This is a genomic window from Microcoleus sp. bin48.metabat.b7b8b9.023 (assembly GCF_013299185.1).
Classification (GTDB): domain Bacteria; phylum Cyanobacteriota; class Cyanobacteriia; order Cyanobacteriales; family Microcoleaceae; genus Microcoleus.
This window is the reverse complement of sequence record NZ_JAAFKG010000067.1, coordinates 1-20015: the sequence shown is the minus strand read 5'-3', so window position 1 is coordinate 20015 and position 20015 is coordinate 1. Positions and strand designations below refer to the sequence as shown.

Annotated in this window: 9 protein-coding genes and 1 CRISPR repeat array; of the genes, 1 reads left to right on the top strand and 8 read right to left on the bottom strand. The window is 43.8% G+C overall.

The annotated features are described in order from the left end of the window. Positions 1 to 81: 81 nt before the first annotated feature. The 6 genes from QZW82_RS27660 to QZW82_RS27635 form a co-directional block, all read right to left on the bottom strand. On the bottom strand, positions 82 to 468 hold the full coding sequence (locus tag QZW82_RS27660) for a VOC family protein (RefSeq protein WP_293156006.1): 387 nt from the start codon (positions 466 to 468) through the stop codon (positions 82 to 84). A 140-nt stretch (positions 469 to 608) separates the two neighbouring features. Next, on the bottom strand, positions 609 to 1280 hold the full coding sequence (locus QZW82_RS27655) for an SOS response-associated peptidase (RefSeq protein WP_293156003.1): 672 nt from the start codon (positions 1278 to 1280) through the stop codon (positions 609 to 611). Positions 1281 to 1430: 150 nt separating this feature from the next. Continuing rightward, positions 1431 to 2375 (bottom strand): UV DNA damage repair endonuclease UvsE, encoded by a 945-nt coding sequence (gene uvsE, locus QZW82_RS27650; RefSeq protein ID WP_293156000.1) that lies wholly within the window; start codon positions 2373 to 2375, stop codon positions 1431 to 1433. A gap of 353 nt (positions 2376 to 2728) precedes the next feature. Beyond that, positions 2729 to 10084, bottom strand: a complete 7356-nt coding sequence (locus QZW82_RS27645; protein WP_293156077.1) for a sigma-70 family RNA polymerase sigma factor — start codon at positions 10082 to 10084, stop codon at positions 2729 to 2731. Further along, the gene (locus QZW82_RS27640; RefSeq protein ID WP_293155997.1) at positions 10081 to 13392 is read right to left on the bottom strand and encodes a helicase-related protein; all 3312 of its coding nucleotides are present in this window, start codon (positions 13390 to 13392) and stop codon (positions 10081 to 10083) included. The genes QZW82_RS27645 and QZW82_RS27640 overlap by 4 nt, the downstream gene beginning before the upstream one ends. A gap of 106 nt (positions 13393 to 13498) precedes the next feature. Then, positions 13499 to 15151, bottom strand: a complete 1653-nt coding sequence (locus QZW82_RS27635; RefSeq protein WP_293155994.1) for an AarF/ABC1/UbiB kinase family protein — start codon at positions 15149 to 15151, stop codon at positions 13499 to 13501. Between the two features lie 354 nt (positions 15152 to 15505). On the opposite strand from QZW82_RS27635, the gene QZW82_RS27630 reads away from it, so the two are divergent. Beyond that, on the top strand, positions 15506 to 16090 hold the full coding sequence (locus QZW82_RS27630) for a Uma2 family endonuclease (RefSeq protein ID WP_293155991.1): 585 nt from the start codon (positions 15506 to 15508) through the stop codon (positions 16088 to 16090). Between the two features lie 130 nt (positions 16091 to 16220). Here the strand turns inward: QZW82_RS27630 and QZW82_RS27625 are convergent, their stop codons facing one another. Continuing rightward, positions 16221 to 17282: a mannose-1-phosphate guanylyltransferase gene (locus QZW82_RS27625; RefSeq protein ID WP_293155988.1), complete on the bottom strand. Its 1062-nt coding sequence runs from the start codon at positions 17280 to 17282 to the stop codon at positions 16221 to 16223. A gap of 360 nt (positions 17283 to 17642) precedes the next feature. After that, a CRISPR array of direct repeats spans positions 17643 to 18689; the repeat unit is 37 nt; unit sequence GCCGCAAAACACCTAAAACCCTATCAGGGATTGAAAC. Between the two features lie 98 nt (positions 18690 to 18787). Next, entirely contained in the window at positions 18788 to 19690 is a 903-nt protein-coding gene (locus QZW82_RS27620) for a trypsin-like serine protease (RefSeq protein WP_293155985.1), read from the bottom strand. Positions 19691 to 20015 lie beyond the last annotated feature (325 nt).

Sequence of the window (20015 nt, the reverse complement as noted above, 5' to 3'; positions counted from 1 at the left end):
AAACCGGGTTTTTACGAGCATACTCGATCGCAGTCCAGAAACTCGAAAAAACCCGGTTTCTTTAGTCGGATCGGAAAAATCTTAACTGTTTGGTTCAATCATACAAAACACGTTCAGCTTATTGCCATCAAGATCCCGAAAATATCCCGCATAAAACCCCGGTAACGCGTCTCTTGGCCCGGCTGCTCCTTCATCCTGAGCGCCAAGTGCGATCGCCTTATTGTAAACTAAATTGACTTTTTCTGGACTATCAACTTGAAGTGCAATCATAACGCCATTGCCAACAGTTGCTTCGTTGCCATCAAAGGGTTTGGTAACAGCAAGTGCTGGCATTTCCGGAGAAACGCTCCATGCGATAAATTCCTCCATTTCCATGAATCGTTTAGCCCCAATTTCAGCCAGCAAAGCATCATAAAACTTGGCTGCACTTTGCAAATCGTTTGTACCGAGGGTAACATATCCGATCATATTTTTTGTCCTTTGCCTAATGTTGAGATGAAGAAAAGTATTTGAGCAAATAACAACAGAGTTTAACTGTAACACTCCTCGACTTATTAGTCCGCGGAGGCGGACTTCGTGTGTGTAGACGCGGTTTCTAACCGCCGAGTTTATTCTATAGCTTGAATGCACTCGGGGCTGTCTTTAGTTGGACTGTTGACGATCGCACTTACAGCATTTGCGATCATTGCTGCTGGATCGTAGGGCTTTAACAGCGGTAAAACCTGCTGAGCATTTTTAATTGAGGGGTCAAGCCACTCTTCCCAAACGCTTGCGGGCAAAATCACCGGCATTCGATCGTGCACTGGCTGTACAGTTTCGTTAGCTGCGGTAGTAATTATACTGCAAGATACAATCTTTTCTGCTTCCGGCGATTCCCAATTTTCCCACAAACCGGCAAAAGCAAAAGGTTCGCTGTTTGCCATTGTAAAATAGTAAGGCTGTTTTTTCTTCCCCTGCGGTTGCCATTCGTAGAAGCCGTCAGCGATTATCAAACACCGCCTGTGCTTGATGGCGCTGCGAAAAGCTGGTTTTTCTGCTACTGTTTCCGATCGGGCATTAATCGTATGGCTGGCGATTTTCATATCTTTTGCCCAACTGGGAATCAATCCCCAGCGCATAAATTGAAACTGTCGCTCAATCTTTTCGGAATTGACTGTGACGGTAGCAATTGATTGAGTTGGAGCGATATTGTATCGCGGTTTGATGTCGGGAATTTCCGAGAGTTTGAAGAATTCGGCGATGATTTTAGCTGGAGTATTTAACGTGAATCTGCCGCACATAATTGCTCACATTATTTATAGTTTATAATACGGTTCGTAGTGAGGACTTTAGTCCGCATCTATGAAGGACTAAAGTCCTCACTACGAACCAATTTGAGTGCGATGGTTTTATTTCGACACGATATTAAAATTGTCGGATTCCCCGAGTCGCTACACGATATTGCTTAATTCGGGAATCTTGGCAGCCAGCCATTCTTTCCGCAACTTGTCAATAGCTAACTCTTTAAATTTAGCTTCTACTTCAATCCAAGGAGCATCATAATAACAATCGGGCATATCTGCAATCAAGTCGCTGTGGCGCGGATCGGCAAAAAATTCTCGGCCATTTGATATGTGTACTAATTGCCATTCGGGAACAGGCCAAGTAGTCTTTGCTGCTGCTAGCATTTCGGCCACATTCGGATCGTTGTAAGTTTCTAAATGTTCGTGAATGACGTGGTGGTGCGCGTCAAAAACCAGCGGTACTGCGGTATCGAGACAAACTTCTAAAAGTTCTGAGCAACTGTAAGCGTATTCGTCATTTTCAAAGGTTAAGCGCGATCGAATAGATTCGGGTAAGTCGCGGATGACTGATGTCAGTTGCGAAGTGCGATCGCCCTTACCGCCGTGAATGTTCATCAGCGCGTAGGGCGATCGGGGCTGTTGCAACATATCCATAATTAAAGCATGAGTCGCCAGAATTTTAATGCTGTTTTTCACAACATCCGGCTTGTCGGAACTGAGGACGACGAATTGATCCGGGTGGAGTACCAAACGGATGTTGAGGTCAATTGTGCGATCGCCCACTCTTCGCAATTCCTCATTCATCGAATCTAAAACTGTTTCCCCCAAATCTGTATCTGCAAAAGGGAACAGTGCAGAAGTCATGCGATACAATTTAATCCCATTGGCGTAGCAGAAATCAAGCGCTTTGTCAAGTCGTTTTAAGTTATCTGCATACAATTCGCGCAATACTTTTTCTTGTTCAATTTCTGTTAGCTGCAACAGCCGTTTCCGCGTGACAGTCCGGAAACGAACTGCGTCCGAAGTCGTAATGCAGACCAATCCTAATTCTGGCTGTTTTTGACTTGATAACACTTGGTTAATATTGCTCATTAATAATATCTATCTCTAATCTTATTTTAACATAGGTTCGTAGTAAGGACTTTAGTCCTGAATTTGGAGGGACTAAAGTCCCGACTACAAACCTGAATCTAACTTAGGTTCGTAGTAAGGACTTTAGTCCTTAGTTCTTAATTAAGAGGGACTAAAGTCCCCACTACGAACCTGAATCTAACTTAGGTTCGTAGTAAGGACTTTAGTCCTTAGTTCTTAATTAAGAGGGACTAAAGTCCCCACTACGAACCTGAAGGTAACTATAGTTTCTAGTTTAGACTTAGTTGCTGCGGGCGATCGCCTATCTGAAGTCAGAGATGTGCTTGAGTACATCGCACAGGAGAAAGTGCGTATTACTCTGCCATAGATTCCAGCAGACGGCCAACTACAGGGTCAATCTGCCAGTAATCCTTACCGTCTTGCTTCTGATTTCCTAAATGCGAGACGAGACTGAGGAGATCCGCCCATCTGAGAGTCTGCTTGACAACTTCAGGCGATACATCATCAAGAACCTCAATTAATACCTCAACCGTTGCTGCTTCTCTCCATTGGGCCAAAGTTCTCATCACCAGTTTTCTTTGAGGTTCGCAACCGTCAAAACCCATTGAATTAATTAATTTGTCAGATTTATTAAATTGCTTCTTCAGTTGGGCCAAGGAATCTTGCCAGCAATGCGGATTAATTTGAGCAAATTGATAGAATTCTTGCAGCAGGTTTGACCAATTTCCTGTAACTGCCGCAATCTTTTTTCTCACTTCTAGTTCGCTGGGCAAATTAGTATCTTCCAGCCAATGTCGCAGGGCGGCATCGTGCCAAGGTTTGAGGCTGAAAAATCTCATATCCTTAAATAAATCAAAACCTGTGGAACTATAATTAACTAACTGCCAAGCTTTCTGAGGATCGGCGACAAAAACAAGCTGGATAAACGAGTCTTCTTTCTTCAATATTTTGATTTTCTTAATAGCCTCATCAACCCAATCCTTACTCCAAAGGTTGGTGGCTGATACAACAACGAGCGTGATATCTTTTTTACGAGGGTTAATAATTTCCGTCAAACGCTGGCTGAAATCCGATCGATCTGAGAGATTTTCTAAATAGTGATAGTGAATTTTGCAATCCTTCTTACTAGATGCTGCTTTCATCATAAAAACTCTCAAATCGTCAATTCCTGCCGCTTGGCAGCCAAATATAATAGAGACACGATTCTCCGGGCGCAGCAAATCTGATTCCTGTTGAACAGTTAAAGGACTGCGCCGGGAATCAGCTTTATTGTTGACTAGAAGAGGAGAACGAAAAGTAGTAGGTTCGTATTCAGGTTGAGGTTCGCGGTGTCTCAGAAGTTCTGTTTCAATCTCTCGCTGCGTACCCATAAGCAAGGCTAAATTAGAACTTCTCAGAGTGAAGTAACCTGCATCGGTTTCTCGTAAAACTCCTAATCCGACCATTTCTTCTAGTAAAGCAAGAATTTCATCTTCCGATGACCTTCCCACGAATCCCTCAGACCACCAATACAAGACTTGTTCGCGAATCCAAGATACAGAAAACCCATCCTCCATACCTGTTTCATTCTCCTGAGAGCCATGAGCAATCGAGTAGGCAATTACTTCGTAGCGCGGATCTAGTCCCAGTGTCAACTTAAAGCGATCGCGAATATTTTTGCGAAGGTCTTGACTTTGATAAGCTTCTTCTACATGGCGAGAAGCGATCGCGTAAGGCGGGCTAATTTTAGGATCGAAAGTAGGGACATCTGGGCTAGTGATGTGCTTGAGTAACTGCTCGCAATAAAGTTGAATCAAGCTCGGATAATAGTTAGTCTGCCACAGAATGCGCTGGATTAAATCTTCCGATTCAAAATGATAGCCAAGACTAGCCAGCGGACGTTCTACCAAAGCTGTTGCGGCTCGCATTTCACCATTATTCAGCAAAGGCCCAATGCAGATCGGCGTGCCAAAGTGAGCCAGGGGATGGTTTGCTTGTCTGGTGGTTCTCAGAACGTTGTGCAATCCAGCAAAGACCACCTTAAAACGTCGGTGAGTTTCCGTCATTAATTTTCTGAACTCATCGCAGCGCGGGAAATCCTCCTTACCATCAGCTTCCAGGAAATTATCAGCCTCATCCAACAACAGCAAAAAGCGCCGCTGCGTGTCGAATTCCAGCCAACTTTTAATCCGCTGCAAGCTGCTTTCGCGGACGGAATTGCGCCGGTTGGTATCGGGAATTTGCAATTGATCCAATTCTTCGTTTAGTAGATGCCAAATTTTATCTAACTGTTGCTTGCGCCCAATTTCTTTAATATCCAAAAATAGGGCGTTCCTTCCCGCGTCGGTGGCGTGAAAAGTCCGCTGTACATACTTAAGCAAAACCGTTTTACCTAACTGGCGGCCTCCATAAATTAAACAAGAACCTTCGGGATTGATTATAGATTCCCGTTCTCGTACTCGCCCGTAAAACATCTCAGGCGGAACTTCTCCTGCTGCGGTTTTATACGGTTCCAGGAAAGTAAAGGGTAAGGTACAATCAAACAATACAGGTAGGCGTGTTTTTTGTTCTCCGCAAAGGTAGAGCATCAGCACATCATCTATAACAATGAAAGTGCTCCGACGCTGCCGACACAAATCAGCCAAATCTCGGCGTCTCTTGACGGTCATTCGCCCAAAATGAAAGACGAATACTGGCTCTCCCAGAGCAGTTTCTCCAACTGCATTGAGGAGATCCTGTTCGTTCGGTCTATCCCATACGCAAAGAATGCGGTAATGACCGTTCGCGGCTGAACCATAGGCAGACACAGGACAGCGATTTTGGTCAAATATCGGCTCAGAATTAACGTCAATCCAGGTATAGTTCCCTAATTTTTTGACGGTAACAGATTTGATGTGAAAACCGAGGTTGCTGAGAATTTGGTTAGCATCTTTCTCTGTGACTTGATTTCTGCCCTTAGCTGCCAACCAAGCGTCGAGCATTTCAGCGGCTTTTTTGGCTTGGGCCCCCTGCGGCATCTGGATTTTGGCGATATTTTTCCCTTTGGAAATGTCTGCAATTAGCTCTTGCTTTTTGTAATCCTGAAGGACTTTTTCGATCGCAGTATACTGATCATGCTCGAAGAAGTCTTTAAAAGCCTCTCTCTTTTTTTCTGGTTCAGGAAGCGATCGCCCCTTTTTCAGCATATCTATATATTCCTCGGCCGTCAGGATATCGCCTTGCTCCAATACACTGCAAATTCTGGTACGATCGGCATCTGCTATACCTGTTTGCTGAAGACTCTCTAATTGCTCCGACACTCGATCGATCTGTTCCTGGCGCTTGGCATTAATTCCTTCATCGATCGCCCGAAGCAGCTCAATTTTTTCAGAAAACCGCCTGGTTGTTTCCAAAGCATTTTTAATGCTTTCAATCTGTGCTGCATAAGCAGTTCTATCTGTTTCTCTTAGCAAACCAAAAGCTACGGCTCTTTCGAGCTGTTTGCTAGTAGTCTCGACCTGCTCCTGCAAAATTCCTTGGCACTCTTCAATCCGATTATTTCGTTCGTCCTTTAGCTGAGCGAGGTCTAATGTTAATTCGGGATTGTGTTCGAGGTATTCGATGATTTGCGCCGTAGCCTCGTGATTTCCCACAGTTGTTGAACTACAGATATAACTCTGCATATCGAATGCTTTTTGCCAATCCCAAATGTCATTTTTGACTAACTCCAAAATTCCCTTTATACCCGCTTCAGAATTAGCAGTATCCAGTTCCCAGTCATCGTCGATCGACAGAGATGGCATTCTCAACAGCTCCGCGTGCAGGATATGTCTTGGGTAAGGTTCTGCGGTAGGCAATTCAGTATCTGGATCGAAGAGATTGCCGATATCTTTGACAGCTTTTCGGCAACAGGCAATACCAGCTAAAATAAACACTGGAGGTTTTGTTTCCTCAAAAGCATCCAATTCTTTAATAACAGTATTTTGAAGTTTCTCAATATCTTCTTTTAACTGTTTGGCTTCTTTCTGAAGATAATTGTCTCTTCGATCTAAGCGCGATTCCTGAATTTCAATCCACTTTCGCACCAACTCAACAGGTTCACGAACGCGATCGCGAAACTGAATCACGGCTTTCCCCATCATGGAGTCACGGCGACTGCTGCGAATTTTACGATCGGTCTTCTCAATTTCAGAGTCGATCTGGGATTCGTCAGACAATTGATTGACTTTCTGCTTGATTGCTGAAAGTTTACTCAAATCTTTTTGAAGTACAGGAAATACTAAAGAGTGAATCAGTTCGTCAGGCTTCAACCAATCTTGCCACACCTTCTTCGCCGGCGGGTAAATCATATCTTTTTTCTGTGCTTGAAACCACCAAGCTTCGATATTTTGATGCAATTCGTCTAAAGATTTTTGTACGTCTGCTTGGTCTTTAGCTTTCTTGATGGCTTTGATATCCAGAGCCCGCTGACCATCGCCGTATTTAGCTATTATTTCGCAATAATCGTATAGTTTTGCAAGTCCAGCTTTACCGAAATGAAGCTGCTGGAGAAGGTGCTTCGCACCAGTATTGGGCGCTAGTAAAGACGGTCGCATTGCTGCTGCGGCCAAGAGCAAGCTTGCAGCTTGATTCCATTCACTTTTGTCTGGTAATGAATAGCTGGCGGTGTAACTGGTGAAGTCATCTTTAAGCAGATTTGCAAGTTTTCCATATCCTACGTCATAGCGGAGGTTTTGTCCTAGCAATACTGCTCGAATTAACTGCGGTGGCAGGTGCGGCTCGAAGTTGGAGTATTGTTTTTCAAAGCAGCGAGCTAAATGAAAGGCAAGGCTGAGTTTTTGTTCTAGAATCAGCCGCCAAACTAAGTCGCGCAGAACTGCTGGGCGTTCTAGATCGGGGTCATCCAAGATGGATTGAGCGATTTTTTGAGCGGTATCATTGTGCGATGAGCTGTAAAGAGGCTGTTTTTGTTCTCTTTTTTTATTACCCTGATTTTCTACTTCTTTTCCTTGCTTATTTTCCGAATCTTGCTGATTAATCTGAGTTGAGGTGGGCGGTTCTGTTGGTGGAAGATTAGGGATATTTTCAGCGGTTGGCTGCGCGATCGCCTCATCTGTCAATACCGATTTCAACTCTGCTGCGGGTGGTTGTTCGACAATAAGCACAGTTTCAGATTCTGGCTCATCAACTAAGGAAGTTTCCTCTAAATTATTGTTAGTAGAAACAGCAGGGAAATCTGGTATTGCTTCCGCCTGAATAATCAGTTTACCTCTGACTGCTGCCATCGCCAGAGTTCTTCCAAATGATTCTGCTACGGCATCCTGTAAAGAAGCCAAATGCTCATCATCTGCTGCTTCCCATTCTGCAATTAGTGTTAGCAGTTTGCAGAATGGATGATTGCCGTCAGCCAAGAGTTGGGTGTCGGGATGCAAGTCAGACTCCTGAGATTCGGAGATAGCGCGTTGAAGTTCGCGGGCTTTTTCCTGACATTCCAGCAATGACTGAAAATTGCTCTCTACTCGATGGGCGATCGCTAAAATTCGTTCCAGCACCCTCAAAGCAGAGTCGCGGACAAGGGCGATCGCACTTTTTTGCTTCTCGGCAAAATCCACACGATCGAGTACAGACTTGATATCTGCTAAAGAACCAATTTCCTCAACTTTCAGCGTTGTCGATACTGCCAAAGATTCAGCCAGTTCTAGCACCTTGTCGCGAAGCTGAATAAACTTTTTATGGGACTCATCCAGTTCTTGAATCAGCTTTTGAGATATAGGTATACCAGGATCTAGCAACTTTCGACTTGCCTCTGACAGCCGTTTCTCTAATTGGGAAAAAACATCTTCTAGTGCGGTGAGTTCTCTGAGTAAGTCTGCTGAATTTTGTTTCATCGGTTTAATCGCTCCATTTAAGTCATTTTCTGTCAGTTCGGCAATGTGGAAATTATGCTCGTTCAAATTTGCATAAGTGAGATTGTTTTCATTTTCATCTGCACTCGACAGGTAAGTTTGAGCCAACTTTTTTTGTTCTATATTTGATTTTTCTATGAAATTGTCAAAAGGAATTAATGGTTCTACCGTATTAGCTGTTTCAACTATTTTATCATGAACAGGCTCCTGTAAGAAAGTGTCGCAATGGCTGGGAGACAAGTTTTCTGAGATGTTGAACCGTCTGAGCTGCATCGGTTGGGCGATCGGTCTTTTTGTCTGAGTTTCGTAAATTGCTGTCGGGCGAATATAATCTTTTAAAATGCTGTTGCGGTTTGGATGGCGCAATCTTAGTAAAGCCTTACCCTCAATTTGCCGAATCCGCTCGCGGGTAACATCAAATATATTTCCGATTTCCTGTAGAGTTTTTTCCCGGCCATCATCCAAGCCGAATCGCATCTGAATAATGTCACGTTGTCGAGGTTCTAGAGTATCTAAAACGCTTTCTAAATCTTCGCAAAACAATTTTTTATATACTTTTTCTTCTGGTGTTTCTCCATCGAATTCAATCAAATCTCCCAATGTAGAAGTTTCATCATCACCCATTTTAGTATCTAAGGAAATGATAGATTTAGCCGATTGAACAACAAAGCGCAATTTTGCAATTGTTATCTCCATTTTAATCGCGATTTCTTCTTCCGTAGGCTTGTGGCCGATTTCTTGAGAAAGCTGCTTGGTAGTTTTCTTAATCTTAGAGATAGTTTGATAAACGTGAACTGGTAGGCGGATAGTTCGCGATCGATCGGCAATAGCCCGCGTAATTGCCTGACGAATCCACCAATATGCGTGGGTAGAAAACCTGGTTCCCATCGTGCAATCAAACTTTTCTACAGCCTTGATTAAACCGAGATTTCCCTCCTGAATCAAGTCTAATAAATCCAGCCCTCGATTTTGATATCTTTTAGCGATTGAGACTACCAGCCGCAAGTTAGACTCTACCATTTTGTCTTTAGCTTTTCGGCTGCCCTCTAATTCTAACTCAGCAATTTTACGAGCTAATTCAATTTCTTCGTAAGCTTTGAGCAGGGGAATTCGACAGATTTGTTGCAGGTAAAACCGAAGCGAATCTGGCGGTAGACGATCTTTTTTAAATTTGATGTTGTCAGGAATAGTTTTATGCCAAGCTTCATGAAATTCGTCAAAGTTGCTAAAGGCATGATTCTCATGCAACTCTGTCAAAAAAATATTGAAGAGCATTTTTAAATGAGAGTTTGTCGGACTGGCGAATGGGATATCTTTAATATGTTTGACTTTTCCTAATACATCTTCAGATTCATTGCGTTTGTGTTGGCGACGGTTGATAATGGATAAAGTCAGAGTTTCTCCATGCTGAAAGAGAACGATCGCGGGAATCGGTAAAATTTTATTAATCTCGCGGACAATCCCGTCAAGTTGTTCTATAGTGTACTCGCTCCTCGGCAGTGCGATCGCGAAAAACAAGTAGGAAGTAAAAAAGGCATTCTCGTCGCTGCTACTATCAAATTCGACAAACTGGTCATTATCTGCAATTTCTGTCCCGGTAAACTGGAAGAGAAAATCAACCGACAGCCATTCCTCTAAGAGAGCTTTTTGGGAGTTGAGCTTTTGATCTATGTCAAATTCTGCAATAAAATTATCCGAACTATTAGGTTCGAGCGCATAAATTAGATCACTGCGGTAGCCAAGAACAAAGAACAAATTCCGGGCGTTATCGGCTAGTTTTCCCTTGGTAAAACTACTTAAAGCTTGCTTAATAGATGTTTTGGCTTGTTGTTCGCTGATGCTCATTTAATCACCAGCCAGGTAATCAGTTCAAAATCAGTTGTTGCTTTAACCTGATGCGCTTGTTCAACCAACACAGCACTGCGGCTAGACAGCAGATTGCCGATGAGCCGCTTGTTGTAAATACCTGCAATTGAATCAACCGCCCGCTTCAGCAAATCGTTATACAAACTCATATCAAATCCGTTATTAGTTTGTCTGTCGAACAAATTGCACAACTCTTCATAGGGAGCAGTACATCCCGCGCACAGCAACCGATATATTTCAAGTATTTGTTTGGGTTGAGCAAAAGTTAATCGCACTTCCTTATTTTCCCGCACGTAAACTACAAAGTATGGTTGCAGCGGGTTGACGGTTTTATTATCAAGAGAATCGCCTTTCTGTTTGAGGCAAAAAATTACGCCCGGAGCAATTATCGGGTACTCCGAGTTAGTTGGAACTACTGCATAGAGTCCTAAAGGCGCATCTTGGAGTAGTTTGCGGTTGCTCTCAATGTATTTGGCTAGTTCCATTCGGAAATCATCGAGAGTGAATTCGGTTAGGGCTACACTCTCGGTGAAATCTTCGAGATCCAGCACCTCGTCTTTCAATCGCAGCAACTGCTTGTCGCGGTATTTCAAATCAGTCTCAATCACTTCTTGAATTTCCTTTACCTCTAGCAGGTTATCTTCAAATGTACCAGCCATGTCTGCTAAAGCCATCCGTGCTTCTACTCGATTTTTCAGATTAATGTACTGATCCAAGTCCTCTGTAGGCCAAAAATTAATTAATTGTACGGTGTAATTGGGGCTGCCAATGCGATCGCACCTACCGAACCGCTGGATAATTCGGACTGGGTTCCAGTGGATGTCGTAGTTAATCAGATAATCGCAATCTTGTAAATTTTGCCCTTCTGAAATACAATCTGTGGCAATTAATAGGTCAATCTCGCCGTCTTGCCGCATAGATGGAATTTGAGCGCGTTTCTTGGCGAAAGGCGAAAAATTTGTCAGGACGCGATCGAACTCGTTTTTGCCAAAGGTAGTCTTATTTGCCGCCGAACCACCCGTCACCAAAGCTAGGTTAATTTTCAATTCTAATGTTGCCCACTCCCGCAATCCTTCGTAGAGATAAACTGCGGTATCAGCAAAAGCAGTAAAGACTAAAACCTTGCGATTTGGTTTCCCATGCTTGTTAGTCGTAGGATGCTTGACTTTCGCGGCGATTAGTGCTTTTAACTCAGCCAGCTTGGCATCGCGTTCAACAGAAATGCTTTGGGCAGAATTGTAAATTTTTTTAAGCTGTTCCTTGTCGCGTTTCAAGTCTTTTAACCACGTTTCGACATCGAGGTGCGCCATTTGAAATATCAGCTTTTGACCTACTTGCATGGCATCTTGCAACTCTTCATCGTCGAAGTCTTCAACCATCAAATCGCTGATAATAACTGTCTGGTTAGCGTCACGAGATTGCTGAAATTGCTGAAAGTTTTGAATTTTGGTCTCTAGAGCTTCAATTTTGGTAATTGTGCGCTCCATTGTCAGCGCAAAGGAATGGATGGAGCTTTCTAAGCGTTTGAGAAAATTGACTTTCATCATGCCAATTAAACAGCGTTCGCGATCGCTCTGTTTGAAATTTCGCACTCCTTTATTTTCATACACCGAACTGTATGGCGGCAGGACATATTTTGAAGGGTTGAATAGCGAGAGTTGATATTTAGAAATTTCGCTGTTAAGCTGTTCGTAGGACATGAACTCACCCTTTAGGTCAATCTCAGGAAATACGGAGATGGGTTTGAGCCGTTCTGGAAAGCCGCCTAATTGGGCGATCGCATCTTTATAGTATTTTTGAATGTGCTTGCGCGATCGGGCGATCGTAAGTTCGTCAAGCAGTTTGAAGAAAGCAGAACTTAGTTCTTCCAGGAGTTCGCTAGTTTGGCGATCGCGACTTTTCTTTGCCCACTTGGTAAATTTCCGCTGAGCATCAGCTAGTGTATCCCGCAGACTGGCAATTCCTAGCGATTCCCCAAACGCAGCATCGTGACCTTCTGTGATAAAATAAAGTTGATTCCGCAAATCCTTTAAATCATTGTTAACCGGAGTTGCGGATAAGAGTAACACCTTAGTTTTGACACCGCTCTTGATAATATCATCCATCAACCTTTCGTAACGGCTCTTTCTAATTAAATTGCCAGATTCGTCCCGTTTGCTCTTGAGATTGTTGCGGAAATTGTGCGATTCGTCAATAACTACCAAGTCATAGTTACCCCAATTAATCTTTTCTAAATTAATGTCCCCAGAGTAACCAGAGTCACGACTCAAGTCGGTGTGAGATAAGACTGTATAGTTAAAGCGGTCTTTAACCAAAGGATTGAGCTCACTATTGTTCTGTGCTAGATATACAGTCCAATTTTCGCGGAGTTTTTTGGGACAAAGAACCAAAACTGTTTGATTGCGAAGTTCAAAATATTTAATCACCGCTAGAGCTTCAAATGTTTTACCTAACCCAACGCTGTCAGCAATAATACACCCGTTATATTGTCGGATTTTATTGATAGCTCCCTTAACTCCGTCTTTTTGAAATTCAAATAGAGATTTCCATATTTCTGTATTAAAGAAGTGTAACTGTTCGCTGAGAATATCGTTTTTTTCTAGGTCATCGAGGAAGGTCTCGAAGATATGAAACAGAGTTTTGTAGTAGATAAACTCAGGAGAATTATTTTGGTAAAGTTGCTCTAGGTACAGCAGCACATCTTGTTTGACATCTTCGATTAGTTCGGCATCATTCCAGAGTTCATCAAACCAGGCTTTCAGGTCGCGGGTATCCCGTTTGCTATCTACTTCTAAATTGAGTTCAATATTGTTGTTATTTTTACCTAATCCCAGTCCCCGCAGGGTAAAATTAGAACTGCCCATAATAGCATTTTCACTTCCATTATGAGCAATGTGATACATTTTTCCGTGCAGTAAATTAGATTGCTTGACTGACCGTATCTGGACTTTTTTTTCAATCCATTCTGCACATTCTTTCGCAACCCGCTTTTGCTGCAACCGATTCTGTAGCTGCAAGCCCCGATCCTCAATTTGGAACGCCTTTTTATCGGTTTTACTTGGGTCAAGGGATTTGATGAAGCGCGGTTCGCCAAACAGAAATTTCAAGCTTTTAATACCTAGAAGTTGTTCCTTCAAAGCATCAAAGGCATAAATTGTAAAGTAAGCAGAAACAATGGACAAGGTTGAGTTTTCCTCAACCTTGGCTTTCAAAAAATTGCCCACAGTTCCGCGATGACGGTTGTCTCTAATTGCCGACTTTGGAAGAGAAGAATCATGTTGTGACATAGCCTACCTTTATGCGGTTGTTGCATTAGGCTATATTCTACATCTTCCACGATTCTCAAGAACAGGCAAGATGCCTGTTCCACAACACATAATGATCTTGTACCAATCAACTCCGCAAACGACCTGACCTGAGAATGCTAATAATCAACCAAAAACCCAGAAAACTCGCCGCCCCAAACAAACCGTTGCTCAAAAAAGATAGCTGAGCAGTTTGCGCGTTAGAAGAAATAATTGCCGCCCCCACAATCAGGGAACCTACGACAATACTAAAAGAAAGTCGGTTCGCCGAATCACCCAGAGTGCGGCGCAGCGGATCGAGTTCTTTGATGCTCAAGTTCCACTTCAAAGTTTCGGAAGTAACCCGGTCTAAAAGCACTTCCACCTGTCGCGGAGATTGCAAAGATAAGCTTTTCAGATCCAGGGCCGTTCTCAGCAGAGCTTGCACTGGGTCTTCTCCTAATAACTGACGCCGAAACATATCGGTCATCAGCGGTTTGACCTGTTCTACAATATTAAATCGGGGATTAAAAGAACGCGCTACTCCTTCTAAATTAGCGAGAGTTTTTGCATACAAACCGAGATTACTGGGAAGCCTAATCTTATTTTTGCGAGTGATTTCTAGCACTTCATAAAAAATTTCCGACAAGTTCATCTGCGATAAGCTGACATTATAATACTTCCGCAGCATTCGAGCCAAATCGTTCTCTAGATTAGCCAAACTCGCAGGCTGTGCAAATTCGGCCATTTGCAATGTTAATTGAGCGCAGCGCTGAGCATCTAAATCGACAATTGCTAGCAACATTTCTGTCAAATTTTGCTGAGTGCGCGGGTCTAATCTGCCAACCATGCCGCAGTCTAGCAGCGCAATTCGACCGTCTTTGAGATAAAATAAGTTGCCGGGATGTGGGTCTGCGTGAAAGAAGCCGTCAATATATAACTGTTGGAAGAAAACGCGGCAAAGCAGGGTTGTAATTTCTTCGCGTTCGGCATTTATGTCTCCTTTGTGGCGAATTCCTTGTAAGTCCCCTAACAAAATTGGGACTCCGTTCAGCCACTCCATTACTAAGAGTTTTTTTGTAGTCAATTCCCAGTGAATTTCTGGGAGGACAACTTGTGTTGGGTCAAACCAGCGGCTTTTAGATAAATTGCGGCGCAATTCGTCGGTGTAGTTGGCTTCTTGAATGAAGTCTAGTTCTGCACGCAGGGCGATCGCAAATTCTTCGGCTAGGGCTACAATATCGTATTGTTGACCGAAGTCTGTGAGCATGACAAGTTCTGCTAAACCTCGGAGCACGGCGATGTCTTGTTCGATGACAATATCAATACCGGGGCGCTGAACTTTCAGGGCGACTTCGCGGCCGTCTTTTAAGGTAGCTTTGTGGGTTTGGGCGATCGAACCTGCGGCAACTGCTTGAGTGTTAAATTTGGAGAAGGTTTCTTCGATCGACTGTTTGAGTTCCAGGCGCACGATTGCTTCTACTTCCGACCACGGTACGGGCGGCACTTCGGCTTGTAGGGTGGAGAGGGTTTCGATGTAGGCGGCCGGTAACAAGTCGGGGCGGGTACTCAGCAATTGTCCCAATTTGACAAATACTGGGCCTAATTCGACGAGGATGTTGCGGAGAACTGCGGGAGTTGGGAGACTGGGTGCGTCGGTTTTGCGGCCGGTTAGGAGGCTTTTCATGTAGTCCCAACCGTTGCGGAAGACGACCTCTAGAATTTCTCCTTTGCGAGAAGTGTTTTGAACTAGGCTGAACACGTGGCCTCCGGGTCGATCGGGTTTAAGGGCTATACAACTACTAGGATAGCGCTGTTAACCAAGCTGACCATTGTCTTGAGGAATAACTTGGAGGGAATAGCGCAAAGGGCGCGATTCAGCCAAGAGGGATAGCTGCGCCGCGCGTACTTTGGGCTGTGGGGGAGGGCGATGGCGTTCCGCCCCGCAAGCTACGGTTTTTGGCAGTGGCATTAATCCTCATGCTAATATTACAGTGAAACCAGACACGATCTTTTTATAATGAAATTTATTGAGTTGAAAAAGTTGTGTCAAAGACTTGAATTAGTAAGTTATTACAAGCCAAATTCTGAATGTGTTTCAAACCATATAAAAAACATGATTGCCATCCAATCTCCTGCCACCTCGATCGAATTATCCATAGACTTAACTGACGAGCAATTTTTTCAGCTTTGTCAGAACAACCGCGATTATCAATTTGAACGTACAGCATCAGGGGAATTAATTATTATGGCACCGACAGGCAGTGAAACTAGCAGACGTAATGCTGACTTAACATCTCAAGTCCGAGTCTGGAACAGTGAAACTAAACAGGGAGTTGTTTTCGACTCTTCTGGAGGTTTCACCCTCCCGAATGGTGCCGATCGCTCTCCTGATGCCTCTTGGGTCAAAAAAGAACGGTGGGATGCTTTAACTCCCGAACAAAAAGACAGTTTTGCTCCTTTGTGTCCCGATTTTGTGGTCGAGTTGCGATCGAAGACTGATTCGTTGAAAAAGCTGCAAGATAAAATGCAAGAATATATAGATAACGGTGCGAGATTGGGTTGGTTAATTGACAGGCAAAATCGGCGGGTAGAAATTTATCGCCCCGGTCAAGATGTGGAAATTCTCCAAAATCCTGCTACACTCTCAGGGGAAGATGTACTGCCGGGTTTTGTGTTGGATTTAGCAGAAATTATGTAAATAGTTGACAGATGCGAGTTGCGTCACTAAAATTTCCTAGGTTCGTAGTGAGGACTTTAGTCCTTGTTATAGAATCGGAAAAGAAAGGACTAAAGTCCTTACTACGAACCAGTTTTTTATTGTTGTGTCCTTACAATAAATCTTTCAACTTGTCATCTTCTCCCAACACTTTGATCACCTGTTTGATCTCCTGCGTCCTGTCCTTTTTCACAATCAAAGTGACATTGCCATCTCTGACAACTACGACATCTTCTAAACCAATGGTGACAATTACTTCATTCTCATCCGCTGCATAGAAAATAGCGTCCTTGGTATCAATTCCGATGTGTTTTGCTAACTCGACATTCGGCTTGTCTCCTTGCAGCAAACGGCCGATCGCATTCCAGTCACCCAAATCGTCCCAACTAAAGCCTACAGGCAAAACACAAGCTTTTTGCGTCTTTTCCATCAGCGCGTAATCGATGCTAATTTTCGGCAATTCGGAGTAAGCTGCGGCGCCTTTTGCTTCCAAAGCGGCCATCATTTCCGGTACATGATTTCGCAATTCTGTCAACACTGTGCCGACTCGAAATACGAATATTCCGCCGTTCCAGCTAAACTTACCGCTACTTACAAATTCTTCGGCGGTAGTACGATCGGGCTTTTCGGTAAATCTCGCCACCCGATAAGCTGGAAAACCGCCAAAACTGCCAATTTCTTCGCCTTGTTCGATGTAGCCGTAGCCAGTGGAAGCATAACTCGGTTTGACTCCCAAAGTGGCGATCGCACTTTCCTTTCTAGCCAATTCAGCCGCCGCCTCCAAAGTCTTGACAAACTCCTCGGGTTCCCCAATCCAGTGATCCGCCGGGAAAAACCCGACAACCGCATCCTCACCGTAACGCTTCGCAGTTTCTATAGCACTCCAAGCCACAGCCGGCGCTGTATCTCGGCCTTCCGGTTCCGCCAGCAAATTCTCAGGAGGTAGTAGCGGCAACTGTTCGCGGACTCCCGCAGCCAACATTTCCGATGTTACTACCCACAAATCATCCCAACCGTTACCTAATGTTAATAGTCGATCGGCTGTGGCTTGCAGCAAACTTTTGCCGCTACCGTCGAGACTGAGAAACTGTTTGGGGCGCTGTTTGCGGCTGAGTGGCCAGAAGCGTTCGCCTTTACCGCCGGCGAGGATTACGGGAATTAAGGTTTTGGTCATGGTTTGAAGTGAAATGGTTCTGATCTATTTTGCTTGACACTTGATAATATTGAGAGAATTGTTAGTGTTTGCTGGTGGCAAGGGCGATCGAACAATATTTTTTGCCTAGTTTCCGTGAGCCGGTAGGTGTTAAAATAGGGGTATCAAATTTTTCGGCTGAAACTGATGTGCAGCAAGAGTTTGATGCCTCCAGTCTCAAAAAACGATTCACGGAAAGTCTGAAAGCTTTACAGGATAACGTTTTGGAGTGAGTATGGAAAATTGGGGATTGACAAGTCGAAGAGTGGAATGGTACTTTAGTTTTAGATTCACGGAACTGCACCTTGAAAACCAAATATACCAAGGCTTCTGGAGCGGGCGGCCGCAAAACACCTAAAACCCTATCAGGGATTGAAACTAATTGCTTTTGATAGATTTTGTGACCATCCGTAGCCGCAAAACACCTAAAACCCTATCAGGGATTGAAACATATCCGAGTTTCGGCAACCCATTAAAAATCAGGTTGTGCCGCAAAACACCTAAAACCCTATCAGGGATTGAAACTCGAATACGTGCTTCCTGATATTTTTGCAATATCGCCGCAAAACACCTAAAACCCTATCAGGGATTGAAACGTCGGTAAATTTATCGGGAATCCAAGCCCCGATCGCCAGCCGCAAAACACCTAAAACCCTATCAGGGATTGAAACTTGCATTGGAGGTCGCATCCAATCTACTCTCAAAGCCGCAAAACACCTAAAACCCTATCAGGGATTGAAACAAAGAGATTTATCCATCGGGGTGATCAACTATTTGCCGCAAAACACCTAAAACCCTATCAGGGATTGAAACCTAACTCAAGTTGAAGCATTTCTACGAACGCATCAAAGCCGCAAAACACCTAAAACCCTATCAGGGATTGAAACAAAAATCGCTGTACCACAGCCCATGACTTTTAGGCCGCAAAACACCTAAAACCCTATCAGGGATTGAAACGCATACGTGAATTGTTCGTGACCCAAATCCTTGCCGCAAAACACCTAAAACCCTATCAGGGATTGAAACAATCTTTTCCCGCAACCAAGGCGTGTCTATGTGAATTCTCAGCCGCAAAACACCTAAAACCCTATCAGGGATTGAAACGTAGCTGCTGACAAGAAGCGCGGCAAAGTTAGCACTGCCGCAAAACACCTAAAACCCTATCAGGGATTGAAACCTTGACAATCGAACTCAAGATCCTTCATACTGTGTCGCAAAATACCTAAATCCCTATCAGGGATTGAAACGCCAATCTCTTTGATGCTATTGAATTTTCGTAGCGCCGCAAAATACCTAAATCCCTATCAGGGATTGAAACCATCAAGGTCGATCGCCCATATAGATGCGCGATGCCGGAAAATACCTAAATCCCTATCTAGGGCTTGAAACGCCGAAACTACATGAAACTTGCGATATAATCGATCCAACTAATTGTTGACAGCGTGGCGTTGACGCGCCACGTTTTTTTCGATCGCAAATTAACCAAATCACTTATTTCTTGTCACCCGATCGATCCAACCAGCATAAAATGATACCCGCGTGTCGCCGGAAATTTCGCCAAAACTGCCATTATCGTCAATTTTATCGATATCGCCGATATTTGTTTTGAAAAAACCCCGATCGCTGTAACCCCAAGAACTAATCCCCGCAATCTTCCCGTCCACAAACGACGGGCCGCCGGAATCACCGCTAGCCGTCGCTATCTCATTTTTTCCCAAACCTCGATCGCGCAACTTCGGAAAATGCCTCCCCAAAGCATCGTGTTCCGCACTTCCATCGTCAAAATCAAAGATTAATTGACTTCCCAAAACCAATTCCGACATATCTGATTCTGTAGCATCTTTCAAAACATCAATCAAAGCATCATAGCGATTCTGTCCGCTATATCTTTTCGCCTCAGAATTAGAATTTTCATCCTGTCCCTTCGTACCTACACCGATATATCCGTATCCCACCTTGGTAAATATTTTGCCCAATTCATTTTTATTTCTATTTATCTCGTACTGTTCGATACTTGACGGCGCAGCTTTTTTCAGCTTTAAAATCGCAATATCGTTGCCAACTTCCGACTCGTAACCAGTCCAACCAGGATGGATGTAATAGTTGCTAACGGGAATGCTAACTTCACCGCTACGCAATTTAAAAATTGCTTTGATTGCTGTTTCAGCGGGAACCTTTACTCCGCCTTCGTTCAGACAGTGGGCGGCCGTGAGAACGTACAATCCTCCTGTTAGCAGCGAACCCGTACATTGAGCCGGTTCGAGATAAGCGACGCCTGTATATTGATTTAATGCTAAAGGTTTGCGGGAACTGCTGTCACCAAAAGCGCTGATTATAGAGTCTGCGATTTCTGCTGTTTGTAAAACTAAGAAAAAAGTTATCACTGCCATTAACAAAATTTTGATTGCTGATTTCATGTTTGAGATTAAACTGGTTGCATAAATGTTACATCTAATCCGGTATCCTCGGAATTAATATTACCCACGATCGAGACACTGCACGTGCCTTTCGTGTCAATTTAATGCTAAACCCCATCAGAGACTACTGTTCGATAACTAAGCCTAGATCCCCCCTAGCCCCCCTTAAGAAGCAGGGTGGATTAATTGTCGAGAGGTTAAATCAAGGCTATGAAGGCTATTGACTGACATCATGCGAGGCATTTAACAGGTTTATCTGAACTAGATAAATCAAAAAGTAACTCACTCAAATCTTCAA

Bases quoted from the DNA above. Each gene is read 5' to 3' on its own strand.
- QZW82_RS27645 (WP_293156077.1), bottom strand. From the start codon at position 10,084: ATGAGCATCAGCGAACAACAAGCCAAAACATCTATTAAGCAAGCTTTA.
- QZW82_RS27660 (WP_293156006.1), bottom strand. From the start codon at position 468: ATGATCGGATATGTTACCCTCGGTACAAACGATTTGCAAAGTGCAGCC.
- QZW82_RS27625 (WP_293155988.1), bottom strand. From the start codon at position 17,282: ATGACCAAAACCTTAATTCCCGTAATCCTCGCCGGCGGTAAAGGCGAA.
- QZW82_RS27630 (WP_293155991.1), top strand. From the start codon at position 15,506: ATGATTGCCATCCAATCTCCTGCCACCTCGATCGAATTATCCATAGAC.
- QZW82_RS27655 (WP_293156003.1), bottom strand. From the start codon at position 1,280: ATGTGCGGCAGATTCACGTTAAATACTCCAGCTAAAATCATCGCCGAA.
- uvsE (WP_293156000.1), bottom strand. From the start codon at position 2,375: ATGAGCAATATTAACCAAGTGTTATCAAGTCAAAAACAGCCAGAATTA.
- QZW82_RS27640 (WP_293155997.1), bottom strand. From the start codon at position 13,392: ATGTCACAACATGATTCTTCTCTTCCAAAGTCGGCAATTAGAGACAAC.
- QZW82_RS27620 (WP_293155985.1), bottom strand. From the start codon at position 19,690: ATGGCAGTGATAACTTTTTTCTTAGTTTTACAAACAGCAGAAATCGCA.